Origin of the sequence: Desulfocicer vacuolatum DSM 3385, from assembly GCF_900176365.1 — a bacterium.
GTDB classification, from domain to species: Bacteria; Desulfobacterota; Desulfobacteria; order Desulfobacterales; family Desulfobacteraceae; genus Desulfocicer; species Desulfocicer vacuolatum.
This window is the reverse complement of record NZ_FWXY01000008.1, coordinates 20,117-34,013: the sequence shown is the minus strand read 5'-3', so window position 1 is coordinate 34,013 and position 13,897 is coordinate 20,117. Positions and strand designations below refer to the sequence as shown.

At 51.0% G+C, this 13,897-nt stretch carries 11 protein-coding genes; all 11 read left to right on the top strand.

The annotated features are described in order from the left end of the window. Window positions 1-6 precede the first annotated feature (6 nt). The 11 genes from B9A32_RS08820 (at window position 7) to B9A32_RS08770 (ending at window position 13,857) form a co-directional block, all read left to right on the top strand. Window positions 7-1,512, top strand: coding sequence for a chemotaxis protein CheW (locus tag B9A32_RS08820; RefSeq protein WP_084068446.1), 1,506 nt, complete (start codon window positions 7-9; stop codon window positions 1,510-1,512). A 25-nt stretch (window positions 1,513-1,537) separates the two neighbouring features. Continuing rightward, the gene (locus B9A32_RS08815; protein WP_084068445.1) at window positions 1,538-2,020 is read left to right on the top strand and encodes a chemotaxis protein CheD; all 483 of its coding nucleotides are present in this window, start codon (window positions 1,538-1,540) and stop codon (window positions 2,018-2,020) included. A gap of 51 nt (window positions 2,021-2,071) precedes the next feature. After that, window positions 2,072-3,148, top strand: coding sequence for a chemotaxis-specific protein-glutamate methyltransferase CheB (cheB, locus tag B9A32_RS08810; RefSeq protein ID WP_084068442.1), 1,077 nt, complete (start codon window positions 2,072-2,074; stop codon window positions 3,146-3,148). Beyond that, complete coding sequence (locus B9A32_RS08805) at window positions 3,129-4,997, top strand: HEAT repeat domain-containing protein (protein WP_084068439.1); 1,869 nt, start codon at window positions 3,129-3,131, stop codon at window positions 4,995-4,997. Before cheB ends, B9A32_RS08805 begins: the two co-directional genes overlap by 20 nt. A gap of 4 nt (window positions 4,998-5,001) precedes the next feature. Then, complete coding sequence (locus tag B9A32_RS08800) at window positions 5,002-5,820, top strand: CheR family methyltransferase (RefSeq protein ID WP_084068437.1); 819 nt, start codon at window positions 5,002-5,004, stop codon at window positions 5,818-5,820. Window positions 5,821-5,835: 15 nt separating this feature from the next. Beyond that, entirely contained in the window at window positions 5,836-6,207 is a 372-nt protein-coding gene (locus B9A32_RS08795) for a response regulator (protein WP_084068435.1), read from the top strand. A 62-nt stretch (window positions 6,208-6,269) separates the two neighbouring features. After that, complete coding sequence (locus tag B9A32_RS08790; RefSeq protein ID WP_084068432.1) at window positions 6,270-8,285, top strand: chemotaxis protein CheA; 2,016 nt, start codon at window positions 6,270-6,272, stop codon at window positions 8,283-8,285. Between the two features lie 18 nt (window positions 8,286-8,303). After that, window positions 8,304-8,669, top strand: a complete 366-nt coding sequence (locus B9A32_RS08785; RefSeq protein WP_084068429.1) for a response regulator — start codon at window positions 8,304-8,306, stop codon at window positions 8,667-8,669. An 11-nt stretch (window positions 8,670-8,680) separates the two neighbouring features. Next, the gene (locus tag B9A32_RS08780) at window positions 8,681-9,289 is read left to right on the top strand and encodes a chemotaxis protein CheC (protein WP_084068426.1); all 609 of its coding nucleotides are present in this window, start codon (window positions 8,681-8,683) and stop codon (window positions 9,287-9,289) included. A 25-nt stretch (window positions 9,290-9,314) separates the two neighbouring features. Beyond that, window positions 9,315-12,242: a PAS domain S-box protein gene (locus B9A32_RS08775; protein ID WP_084068424.1), complete on the top strand. Its 2,928-nt coding sequence runs from the start codon at window positions 9,315-9,317 to the stop codon at window positions 12,240-12,242. A gap of 76 nt (window positions 12,243-12,318) precedes the next feature. Further along, window positions 12,319-13,857 (top strand): B12-binding domain-containing radical SAM protein, encoded by a 1,539-nt coding sequence (locus B9A32_RS08770; RefSeq protein ID WP_084068423.1) that lies wholly within the window; start codon window positions 12,319-12,321, stop codon window positions 13,855-13,857. Window positions 13,858-13,897: the final 40 nt, after the last annotated feature.

Below are 13,897 nucleotides of genomic sequence, written 5' to 3'. Positions count from 1 at the left end.
AAGATCATGAAAAAAAATCCGGAAATGCCTCACATTCCTGAAGGTAAATATACCCGGGTGATGATCCGGGGGGAGGCCTATGCGGTTCAGGCATCCCGGGTCAAGGCCGTGGTAAAAAAACCGGAAGTGAGACGGGTACCCGGGGCACCTGCCTTTATTGAGGGTGTTGCTGCCATTGACGGTAGAATTGTACCGGTGTTGAACCCCGTGAAACGACTGGATCTTGAAAAGCAAGACCCGGAATCATCACATTCCTTGACATCCGGCTCCATGTCCCTTGTTATGGTGGAAGTGGGCAATGTCCTTTATGGATTATCCGTGGAGCATGTGGCAGATATCATGGATATTTCCGCCGCTGTCATGGAGCCTGTCAATCCGGTGATGACGGATGATCAATTTCCCTTTATTGCAGCCATGGCCAAGATGGATGATCAGCTTGTCTATGTTCTCAACATTGACGGATTGGTGTTGTCAGGCCTTCACATCAAACAAAAGGCCCGGGATCAATATGATCATTTTGCCGGGGGCCTGACACAAAAACTTGCAGCACCGCCTGACCGGGATGAGACAAAATATTTAATTTTTTCCGCAGGCCGGGAATTGTTCTGCATGGAGTCTTTTTTACTGAAATCCGTTGTGCCGGCCGGTCTGGTGGAAAAAAGTCCAGACACCCCCCCCGGCATGGCAGGGCTTTTACCCACCCTTGACGGCATGCTGCCGGTGGTGGATCTTTCCGTAAAACTCGGCATTGACCCGTCATTGGATTCAGGGGATGGGCGGGTGGTGGTGGTGGATACAGAAAAATGTCAATACGGTGTTCAGGTGGACGGTGTCAGTGAATTCCTTCGCCTCTCCCCCGGGGAGATTAAACCTGTGCCCCCCGGTATTGCCGCAGCCGGGGTGGAACACATCAAAGGCATTGCCATGCCCGAAGGGGAAAACCGCATGTTTACCCTGCTGGATGCCTTTAAACTGATGACTACCCGGGAAATGGATAGTTTTTCCCGGAGGGATGATATAAATATGAAATCCTCTGACAAAGAATCTGTTGAATCCCCCAAAGAGGCCTTGGTGCCCCTTTTAATGGTGGCAACGGCAGATATGACCTTTGCGCTTCCCATAGCTGAAGTTTTTGAAGTAATCCGTGTTGGAGCGGTTAAACATGTCCCCGGAACCCCGGCCCATATTTTAGGACTTATCACCGTGCGGGGGGAGCCGCTGCCTTTGATGAATCTTCATTGCCGGCTGGATCTTGTGCCGGCCTCCGATTCTTCCATGGAAAAGACATCTTCCCGGCGGGCCGTGGTGATCCATTGGAATCAACAACCCTTTGCCATTGAAGTGGACAGCGTTTCCGGCATTGTAAAGGTTGCTTCCGAAAAAATTGCGGCCCCGCCGGAGATCATTAAAAATGTAGATACCCGGTTTTTATCGGGTCTGGTGCTGTCGGAGGAAAGCAATACCTCTGCCATGCTGCTGGATTTAAAGGCATTGATTAATCAGGAGCTTTGATATTAAAACCCGAAGATGCATTACATTGAGAACCAATGGGCTGCGGGTGGCAGCGGCCCCCCATGTGCTGCATACCAGGGGCATAGGGTCCTGTGTGGCCGTTGCCGTGTATGCCCGTGGCCATAAAATGGGGGGGATGGCCCACATCTCCCGGGGTGAAAAAGAAGATGACCTGCCCGATGAAAATCTTCATCAATATGCCGATCATGCCGTGGCGGCCCTGGTTCGTATTCTTTGTGCCCGAATCATGGGGCAAACCGCGACAGGCCGTGACTTTACGGCCTGCATTGCCGGGGGCGGTGACATGTTTGAGGGTCTTCTTTCAGCATACCCCGATGTGGGTGGCGCAAATGTCAAGGCGGTTAAATCTGCCCTGGATGCCCATCATATTACCCTGGTGGGGGAGGATATACTGGGGGGGCTGGGAAGAAGCATGTGGTTTGATCTTTCCACCGGAAATGTCCGGGTTTCCTGTGCCGGGCAACCGGATATTTTATTGGGGCAATGATCCCATTATGAATGCCGGTATTTTAAACATGCTCAAAAGGATGTTTGTTTTATGCAGCAAGTCGTTAAAGTACTTATCATAGACGATTCCGCCCTTATGCGGCGGGAATTGACCCGGATCATCAATGCCCATGACGATCTTGTGGTGGTGGGAGCCGCCATGGATGCCGAGGACGGGCTTTCCATGATTTCCCGGCTTGATCCCGATGTGGTCACCATTGATGTGAATCTGCCGGGCATGGACGGTATTGCCTGTCTCCAGCATATCATGATCACCGCTCCCCGGCCCTGTGTCATGATCAGCGGGTATACCCGGAAGGATTCCCTGGAAGCCTTTGAGGCCCTGGAACTGGGGGCGGTGGATTTTCTGGAAAAGCCTTCAGGGGAAATTTCCCGGAACATCATGGAGGCAAAGGATAAAATTACCCGTACCGTTTGTCGGGCCGCATCTGCCAATGTGCTGGCCCTGAGCCGCACCACACCGGTGCGGACAATACCCGGGGTATGTGCAACACCTATTTTACAAAAATCTGTCCGACCCTTGGAACGCATTGTTGTCATTGGTGTTTCCACCGGTGGGCCCAGAACCCTCATGGCCGTCATCCCCCATCTTTCCCGGGATCTTGCCGCCCCGGTGCTGGTGATTCAACACATGCCGGCCCGCTTCACCGGTGGATTTGCAAAGCGCATGAACAGCTACAGCAAATTACCCGTAAAAGAAGCCCGCCACGGCGATGAACTGCAAAACGGTGTGGTGTATGTGTGCCCCGGAGAGCGCAATTTATTGCTTCGCTCCCACCGGGGAGGGGTAATGCTTGAGATTGTATTGCCTGAAAAAGAAGATATGTTTGTCCCTTCTGTGGAAAAAACACTGAATACTGCCATTGATATTTTTAAACACCGCACCGTGGGGGTGATCCTCACCGGCATGGGGGATGACGGGGTCCATGCCATGGCCCGACTCCATGCCATGGGAGGGCTTACCGTTGCAGAATCAAAAGAGAGTGCCGTGATTTACGGCATGCCCCGGGCCGTCATTGACCGGGGGGTTGCCACAACCGTTGTGCCCGCCCGGGAGGTGGCAAACGTCATTGAAGGAGCTTTAAGTCATGATGCCCACACAGCCTGATAATAAACAGGAACCAGAACATCAAAACGATCTTTCCACCCTTGTGGAACATCTGTCTGCACCGGATCCGGATCTGGTGCAAAAGGCGGTAATCGAGCTAAAGGCCCGGAAGGGGGCGGACATGGTTGCCGCCCTTATTCCAAGGCTTTCCTCCCCTGACCCCCCAAAACAGATACAGGCCATGGATATTCTTGTGGCATCAGGTCCCGGCATTCTTGTGCATCTGGGCAGGGCCATGGCGGGTGCAGACAGTGATCTTCGTAAAATGCTGCTTGATATTATCCGCATGGTGGGCACCCCGGAGGCCCAGGAGTATCTCATTCGGTTTCTTTTTGATGAAGATGTAAACGTGGGGGTGGCTGCTGCCGAGGCCCTGGGATCATCCGGCATAAAAGACGCTGTACCCCATTTGATTCAATGCCTGGATAAAGAACCCTGGCTCCAGTGTGCGGCCCTGAAAAGTCTGGGAAGAATCGGCAATGGGACTGTTCTTCCACACATCATTGCCCTTGGCCACGGTAAAGAATCTCTGGTGCGTTTTTGTGCGGTGCAGGCAGTGGGAGCCATTGCCCATGTGGACGGGGTGGATTTTTTGGTTTCGGTTGTGGAGAGCAGAGAAGAGATTTTGATTCCCCATGCCGTCCGGGGGCTTGTGCGGATTTTGGAGAAAAATCCCGAAAAAACCCGTCAGGTACTTGATGTGCTAAGGGAAAAAATAAATCCTGATGCATTGATTGCCTGCCTTGGCACCGCCAATCGTACCACAGTGGCAAGTGCGGTGGCGCTTCTGGGGCAGCTGGGGGTTCCCATGGCCCTTGATCCGTTGATTGCCCTTTATAAACCGGCCAATGCCGCCTTGTTTGATGATTTGTGCCGCGCCGTTGTCCGCCTGAACCCAAAGGACCTTACCCTCTTTAACGGCATCATGCAAGATTCCGCGAGCACCGATGCCGTGAAAATGGCCGTTATTTCTGTCATGGAAAAATTAAACACCCCGGCGGCAGCGAAATTTTTAATGTCATATTATCACCATGCCCACCCGGATCTTAAGCCTGAAATTCTCATGGCCATGGGGGGGCGGACCCACTCCCAGATGCCCGCACTGCGGGATTTTCTCCATGAACAGCTGCCCGGAGACAGTGATGATATTTGTCTGGGCATTCTTGATGCCCTTGGTGCCCGCCCCCACAAAGATAGCATTCCCTTTTTTTTAAATTTGTCAACAGCCCAATCAGATACGGTGCGAAACCGGGCTGCAGATCTTTTGTCCCGGATGGATATGGAGCAGCATCAAGGCGAAATCACCCGGAGACTCATATCTCCGGATGACAAAGATGTGCTCTTTGCCCTGACCATGATGCCCCGGGCCCTTGGCCCTGTGTTTGAAAATCATCTGGTGAAACTGTGCCGCCACAACACCCCTGATATTCGGAAAAAAGCCGTTGCCCGTCTGGGGGTTCAGGGCAATGTCCGGGTTTTGGCAGCGGTGACATCCTGCATGAATGATCCCCATGATCTGGTGCGCCGGGCCGCTGTCCGGGCCTTGCAGGAATTTGCACCGGAAACGGTGTCCTCCCTTCTTCTTACGGTGGTGGAAAATGATCCTGACCACTGGAATCGATATGAGGCAATGATGGGGATCAAGGCCCTTTCCATTGTGGATGTGATACCGGATCTCTTAAAAGGGCTGTCCCGATATCCCGACCTTGTCAAGGCGGCTGTGCTGGATTTTCTGGGAGAACAGAAAAAGCTTGATTTACATGAACAGATTAAAGTTTTTTTGCAGTCTCCTGCGGCGGGCGTAAGGGAAGCGGCCCGGGAGGCATTAACAAAGATCGGGAGTCAATAACCCCATGCACCTATCCACCCATGAATTTGAAAAATTTGCGACACTGATCTATTCAGAAACAGGTATTTATATCAATAAAAACAAGGTTGATTTCCTGGCCAGACGTCTGTCAAGCCGCATGAAAGAATTGGATATTTTAACGGTGAAGGATTACCTTCGTTATTTGACCTTTGATGTCACCAAAAGGGAGATGGAGCAGTTAATTTTACTCATTGTCAATCATGAAACCTATTTTTTCCGGGAATACCCCCAGCTGGAATTTCTGGTGGAAAAGGTGCTGCCTGTCATTGAGAAACAAAAAAAAGGCAATAAAAGGCTTTCCATTCTTTCCGCCGGCTGTTCCTCCGGAGATGAAGCCTATACCCTTGCCATTATCATGCGGGAAATGCTGGATGATTTTTCCACCTGGTCCTTAACCGTTGACGGGGCAGATATCAGCCGTCGGGTGCTTGCCAAAGCCCGGGCTGCCCGGTATTTCACAAGATCTCTCCGGGATACCCCCGGGGTGTACAGGGATCGTTATTTTAAGGAAGACAGGGATTTTTGTACGGTGAGCGCCACTATCCGGGACATGGTTAACTTTCATTGTGTCAATCTTTATGATCCTGATTCCGTGGCCCTTCTGGGAAATTATGATCTGGTTTTTTTAAGAAATGTGCTCATCTATTTTAATCAAACCTCCGGGCGGAAGGTGCTTGAAAACATCCATGGACGTATGAATCCCGGTGCATTTTTGTTTCTGGGCCAGGTGGAATCTGTGGCCCGGTTCACCAAATTGTTTAATATGACCCGTCTGGGGTCTATGTTTGTTTATCAAAAGTAAAAGGGGAAAAGGCAGATGTCAAAGTCGGTACTCATTGTGGATGATTCACAATTAACCCTGGAAATTATCTCTTTTACGGTACTTTCCGCAGGATACCGGGTGATCCGGGCCCAGGGGGGGCTGGAGGCCCTGGAAATATTGAATCACACCCCGGTGGATCTCATGGTGGTGGATATTGTCATGCCGGATATGGACGGATATACCCTGATTCGAAAAATAAGGGAAAATGATGCGTTCCGGGCCACCCCCATCATTGTGGTGACCACCCAGTCCGAGGCCAAATATAAGCAAAAGGGATTTGAAGCCGGAGCCAACCTGTACATGGTTAAACCGGTGCATCCCCGGGAACTGGTTTCACAGATTCAACTTCTGGTGGGTGACAGTTGATAAAAATGCACAAACCCTTTGACGGTTTTCACCGTTGACAACAGAGCTGACAGGAATATCCCATGGCCTATGAAATTGAAATTACCCGGGAAATGAAAGAGCGCTTCCAGAGTGAGGCGGTGTCTTTGTTGAACCGTTTTGAAAAGATGCTGCTGACCCTGGAAAAGGATAAAACAGATACCGATGCCGTCCATGCGGCTTTTCGGGCAGTGCACAGTATTAAGGGTAATAGCGACTATCTGGGCATTGCAGATATCAATACCCTGGCCCATGAGCTTGAGGATCTCATGGATTCTTTGAGAAACGGCAGCCTGCCCGTGTTAAAACCGGTGCTGAATGTTCTTTTCACAGGGCTGGATCTGTTGCGGGCAATGAATATGCGGGTTACGGATACAGTGTATGTTTCCCATGATCTTACAGATATTAATCATCAGATAAACAAGATAAAATCCCTTTCAAGGGAGGGGGGGCCGCCGGAGAAGAGCCGTTTTGATGCCCCCCTTGACACCATGCAGGTCTTTGTTCGATCCGGCACCCAGCACATTGCCCAGTTGCGGGAACTCATCGGTACAATTGTGGGAAACAGCGCCTCAAAAGAGGTTCATGGGGCCATATCAAGGATTGTAACCACCTTTTTAACTGCAGCCAATTATTTAAAACAGTCCCATTTGTCAATGCTGCTGGAAAAAATGGTCCGGGACGTGGACATGGGCAACGACAATGTGCTTGATTCCTCTTGTGCTGAATCTTTGCTTGATGAGATTGATGCCCTGGAACAGGCCCTTGCCCGGTGTCAATCTCCCTGTTCATCCGGGGAAAAAGCCGTGGAAGAGACAGCCCTGACAAAGGCACCGGTGCCCGGGACCGGTGCCCGGGAAGAGGTGTTTGCCGATCTTCTCAGCCGGGAGATGAAAATCAGCCTGGACCATGTGGACCGCTTTATGAACCAGGTGAGCCGGCTGGCCATGGTGAAAACCCGGCTCACCGGCATTGTACAATCAATTCCTTTGGAGCAGCACAACACGCCATGGATAAAAGAGCTGTCTGCTGCCGCCGCTGCCATGGAAAAAATATCCCATAAGCTGCAGACCGGTGTCATGGATTTGCGGCTTTTAAAAATGGACACCCTGTTTGAGCGTTTACAGCGTATTACCCGGAACCTTGCCCAGGCCGGGGACAAGGAGATCAACCTTGTTCTTTCCGGGGGAGAGGTGGAGGTGGATCGAAAGGTCATTGAACAGCTCATTGATCCGTTAATCCACCTGCTTCGAAATGCTTCCGATCATGGGATTGAGTCCCGGGAAAAACGTATGGCATCCCATAAAGATCCCGTGGGCACCATTGATGTATCTGCGGTTCAGGAGGGCAGTCATGTCACTGTGACTGTGACAGATGACGGCCCGGGCCTGGATGAAAATGAGATTCTCCGGGTGGCCCTGGAAAAAGAATTAATTACAGAAAAGGAGATGGAATCCCTTTCCCGGGATGCTGTTTTAAATTTGATATTTCAGCCGGGATTCACCACCGTTAAAACCGTCACACCGGTATCCGGGCGCGGGGTGGGCCTGGATGCCGTGGCCCATGACATTAAACAGATCGGCGGCAACACTGCTTTTTTAAGCCGTCCCGGCAAAGGCAGTACAGTGAAACTCACTGTGCCGGTGTCTTTGTCCGTTACAGAGATGCTGTTGTGTGAAGCAGCAGGGGAGGTGTATGCCTTTCCCGTTGCTGCGGTGATGGAAACGGTTCAGGTAAAAAAAGATCTTGTGCGCAGTGTGAACAATTGCCCGGTGATTCCCTGGCGGGGGGATGTTATTCCGGTGACCCCCCTTGCCGATGCTCTGGATGCCCGGGCGGATACCTGGCAGGGTGGAACAAAGATTCCCGGGGTATTTACCCTGGTGATTACGGTTTTCGGGCACCGGGCCAAAGGCATTGCCGTGGATCGGATCATGGGCAAGGAAGGTGTTTTAATAAAACCTTTGGCCCATCATTTGGCAGATATTGCCCAGTTTTCCAGTGCGGCATTACTGGGGGACGGCAGCATTGCCCTGACCCTTGATCCGTCAGGACTTTAAATTAAAAAGGAGAGATAAATGAAAAAAATATTGATAGTGGATGATTCTGCCTTTACCCGGGCCATCCATAAAAATATCCTTACAGCCCACGATTTTTCAGTCATTGAGGCCGGAGGAGGGGGGGAGGCCCTGGAAATTCTTAAATCAGATTCCCCCCATGCCGTGGTGCTGGATCTTTTAATGGAAGATATGGACGGCATGGATGTGGCCCGGAAAATGTTGGCCCTGGACCCGGATCTGGTGGTGGTGATCTGCTCCACGGACAAACAAAAATACAGACAGGCAGATGCCGTGGACATCGGGTGCCGGGCCTTTTTGCCCAAACCCCTGAATCCGGAGCAGCTGGTGGAAACCCTGAATCAACACCTGACAGAGCCCACATAAACGGAGGCCCCATGACACAGTCTGAAATATTACTGGATATCATGAAAGAGGTGATCAATGTGGGGCTGGGAGAGGCTGCCGATGCCCTTTCCAACCTGGTTAACACACGGGTCATGATCAAGGTACCGGATATGCACATCATGGATATTGATGAGGTGCGGCCCTATATTCGCAAAGAAATGACCTCCCTGGGGGTGTACATTTCCCAGGATTTTAAAGGGGGAATTAAAGGCAAAACCATTTTATGTTATTCCCGGGAGTGCGGGGTTTCTTTGTTAAACACCATTTACGGTGATACCCTGCAGGTGAGCACCATCACCGAAAGCGGCATCTCCACCCTTAATGAGATCGGTAACATCATCATGGTTTCTTATATGTCTGCCGTCAGTAACTTTATTGATGATAAAATTCGCTTTGAACTGCCCGAGGTGACCCAGGAAATATCAGAAACCTATTTTGAAAATCTGCTCACAGAACTTAAACCCTTTGATAAAGCCATTGTGGTGAAAAACAGGATGTATATTAAGGAAGAAAATCTGGAAGGATATCTGTTTGTCATGCTCAGTTTCAAGGATTTTACCACTGTTGTGGAAACCCTCCAGACACGAATGATGGGATGATGAAAACCAAGGAGATCGCGGTGTTATGAAAGATATTGTGAACAATATATTTACCCAGCACCTTTCCCTTGGGGTGGTGTGTGTGGATACTTCCTGTAGGATCACCTTTTTCAATAAATGGTTGGAAAAACATACGGGATGGAAAGAAAAAGAGGTGTTGGGAAGGGCGTTTTTGGAGTTGTTCCCTGAAATCTGTCATCGGAAAAAAGATAATTACCTTATAGACTGCCTGGAAAAAAGCCGCAGCGCCATCCTTTCCCCCCTGGTGCATCATCATTTTTTGGACCTGAACCTTGTCAAGGGAACGCGCCGGGTGCAGATGATCCAGGAAACAAAACTGTTTCCCCTGTGGGAAAAGGAGCAGTTTCTGGGGGCCATTATCATTATCCGGGATTTCACCGAACAAATTGAACATGAGGCAGGCCTCATGGAGAAAACCCGGGCCTTTAATGCCCTTCGTAACATCAACCGCATGATGGTTCGGGCGGATACCCGGGAAGCGGTTTTTTCCCGGTCAGTGGAAATCTTGGCCCGGGACATGGGAGCGCCCCTGGTGTGGTTTGCCCATGTTGACAAGGGGTTTGACCATGTGAGCGTAGGGGCCTATGGCGGCATGGCAAAGGAGCGATTTGAATCGTTTGTATCCAGATACACCAATGACCCCACCGCTTTGGTGAGTGCTCTGGAGCTCACCCGACAGGCTGTGAAAACCGGTAAAATGCAGGTAACCCATCGCAGGGATCACCCGCCGGAGATGGGCCGGTGGTGGGATTTTTTTAAGGCAGGTAAGTGTCATTGTGCCGTTGCTGTTCCCCTGTGCGTTGAGGGCCGGGTCATTGCCGTACTTCATATACACATTGTGGAAGACCGATCCATTCCCCGGGAGATACTGGCCCTGTTCCAGGAGTTGTCCGATGACATTGCCCTGACCTTGAAACATTTCCACGATGTGGCCCTGCGCCATAAAGCCGAGCAGAAACTCCAGGCGGAAAAAGAACGCCTGCTGGTAACCCTCAAGGGCATTGGGGATGCCGTAATGGTGTGTGACAGCCACGCCAGGGTGATTTTAATGAATCCCGTGGCTGAAACCCTCACCGGTTGGCGGGAAGAAGAGGCTGTGGGCCAACCGGCGGCAACAGTATTTTCCATTGTCAGCGAAATTACCCGGAAACCGTGCCCCGATCCTGCTAACCAGGTCATTGCCACCGGCAAAGTCATCGGTCTTGCCAATCACACCTTGCTCATTTCCAGAAGCGGTGCTGAATATCCCATTGCCGACAGTGCGGCACCTGTGCGAAACAGTAATGGTGTTCTCATGGGGGTGGTGCTTATTTTCAGGGATGTGACCCGGCGCAGAACAGCTGAAAAAGCGTTGAAACTTTCGGAAAAACGGTTCCGGGACATCACCATGACCATGGGGGATCTGGTGTGGGAATTTGATAATGACGGCATCTTTACCTACATGGGCAGTTCGGTGGAAAAAGTGCTGGGGTATGACCGCCGTGAATTGCTGGGCCGATCTTTCTGGGAGTTTATCCCCCCGGAGCAGATCAGTGAAAATCAGGGTGTGGAGCTTAAAACCGCTTTTTTGACATATCAGAGGGAAAAGCGCTCTTTTTTTAATGTGGAAACCCGGGCCAGGGATAAAGTCGGGCAGTGGCATTTACTTTCCATCAACGGTATTCCTGTTCTGGACGATGATGAAAATATCATGGGATACCGGGGGGTTGCCAAGGACATCACCGAACAAAAAATCCTGGAAAAGGAAAAATATGCAGCAGAATATCATTTTCGCCAGGCCCAGCGCATGGAATCCATCGGCACCCTGGCAGGGGGCATTGCCCATGATTTTAACAATATTCTGTCAGCCATCATCGGTTACACCGAGCTTTCCCTGGATGATCTCCGGGAGGGGAGCGTGACCCATGAAAATCTCATGGAGGTGATCAAGGCGGGCAACCGGGCCCGGGAGCTGGTCAAACAGATCCTCACCTTTGCCCGGAAAAGCGATGAGACTCGAAAACCGCTGCAACCGTCCATCATTGCCAAGGAGGTGCTTAAGTTCATTCGTTCTTCCATTCCCACCACAATAGAGATTCGTCAAAATATTCAAAGTGAATCCCTGATCATGGGCAGTGCCACCCATATGCACCAGGTGCTCATGAACCTTTGTACCAATGCGGCCCAGGCCATGGAGGCAACGGGCGGTATCCTTGAAATGACCATGAGCGATGTGGTGCTGGAAAAAGAGACGGCCCTCAAGGGCACCGAACTTTCCCGGGAACCCTGTCTTGAGATCATGGTTTGTGACACCGGCACAGGCATTTCCCCGGATATCCTGGAATCCATTTTTGAACCCTACTTTACCACCCGGGGGGATGGTCATGGCAGTGGAACCGGCATGGGGCTTGCTCTGGTTCACAGTATTGTTAAAAGCTATGGGGGACATGTGGGTGTTGAAAGTACCCCGGGAAAGGGGACTGCGTTCACCATTCATCTGCCGGTGATCAAGAAAAAAACATCATTGCCGCCACTCCCCCGGAATGCAGAGGGGTTGCCGGGGGGCAGTGAGCGGATTTTATTTGTGGATGATGAAGCACCTCTCATTAAAATAGGAGAGCGCCATCTCACCGCCCTGGGATATCAGGTGACCACCAGCATCATCAGCAGCAGGGCCCTGGAGATGTTCCGGGCTGCCCCGGATGACTTTGATCTGGTCATCACGGACATGACCATGCCGGAGATGACCGGTGAAGCCATGGCCCTGGAGATGATGAAGATTTCTCCACAACTGCCTGTGATAATCTGCACCGGCTACAGCAGCCGCATCAACCGGGAAAAAGCCAAAAAAGCGGGTATCAGAGGGTTTGCCGATAAGCCCATTGTGCGAAGAAAGCTTGCAAAAATCGTTCGTGGGGTGCTTGACGGACACGAGATTATTGACAATGATTAAGGTCCATGCATTGCACTTCTTTTGCCATGATATGTTGACCATGATGTGACGGCAAACCGTTTACAAGAGGAAAAAAATGATTTTGATATTCCCTCCCCTGGGAAAACCCTGTGAACCCCCGGCCGGTGTGGCCCTGCTTGCCGGTGCCCTGAAACAAAACGGATGTGCCTGCACTGCCATTGATGCCAATATTGATGGGCTGCTGTGGCTTGCCCGCCATGGGCGGCAGAGGCCCGGGGATTCCTGGACCCGCCGGGCCCTGTCCCATTTTGATGATAACATCAAAGATCTCAAAAACCCGGACCTTTATGCCAATAACGGCCGTTACCGTCAACGGGTCATGGATGTAAACCGGGTGATCAGTGTGAGTTGCTCCCCCAGGTTCCGACTGTCGCTGTCAGATTATGTTGATTCAGAACTGTCTCCGGTGAAAAGTGAGGACCTGCTGGCATCGGCCCGGAATTTTAAGGACAATCCCTTTTATGGTTATTTTAAGTCTGCCCTGGCACCGGAAATTGAAAAAAGCAGCAGCGTCCATGTGGGGATATCCATCTGCTATTTGAACCAGGCCCTTGTGGGGTTTGCACTGGCCGGGTGGATCAAGGCCACATTTCCGGGAAAAAAAATTATTCTGGGGGGAGGATTGATTTCCTCGTGGATGAGTGCTCCCGGATGGAAAAATCCCTTTTTTCCCCTCATTGATACCATGATCCGGGGCAGGGGAGAGGATGCGGTGGTGGCCATGGCCCAGGGGAAATCGTGGGATGAAAAACCCCACCCCTGCCATCGGGTGGTGCCTGACTTTGAATTTTGCAACTGGGAACGGTACCTGGCCCCGGGGGCTGTGATTCCCTATCGCACGGCCATTGGCTGTTATTGGCGGAAATGTCGGTTTTGTCCTGAAACCGTGGAAGGGGCGTTGTATCAGCCCCAGAAAAACAAAGACCTTGTGGATGATTTAACCCGGTTAAAACAACAGGTGAATGGGTCCCATGTTCATTTTCTGGACGATGCGGTGAGTCCCTCTTTTTTAAGAACCCTTGCCGGCCGCTCCATGCCTTTTACCTGGTACGGATTTGTGCGGTTCACCCGGGATCTTGCCGACCCGGCGTTTTGCCGGGCATTGTATCAATCCGGTTGCCGCATGCTGAAGCTGGGCCTGGAATCGGGAGATCCCCATGTCCTTGAACAGATGAACAAGGGAACAGACCTTGCCATGGCCGCCCGGGTGCTCTCCTGTTTAAAAAAAGCCGGTATTGCCACCTATGTGTATCTGCTGTTCGGCACAGCCTTTGAAGATGAGGCCGCAGCCCATCGGACATTGCGCTATGTGGTTGATAACAGTGATAATATCAGTTTTTTGAATCTGGCCATTTTTAATCTTCCCCGGTTCAGCAGTGAGGTACCCCTCCTTGAAACCCATGATTTTTACGCGGGAGATCTTTCTTTGTACCTGGGATTTAATCATCCTCTGGGATGGAATCGACGTCAAATTCGTATTTTTCTGGATAAAAAATTTAAAAAACATCCTGCCATTGCCCCTATTTTAAGGAATGATCCTCCGTTTTTTACCTCCAACCATGCCATGTTTATAAAGCCCCCAAAATCAGAATAAGGCCTGCCATGGCAGTTATATTAAAGGTTGAAAAAGATAA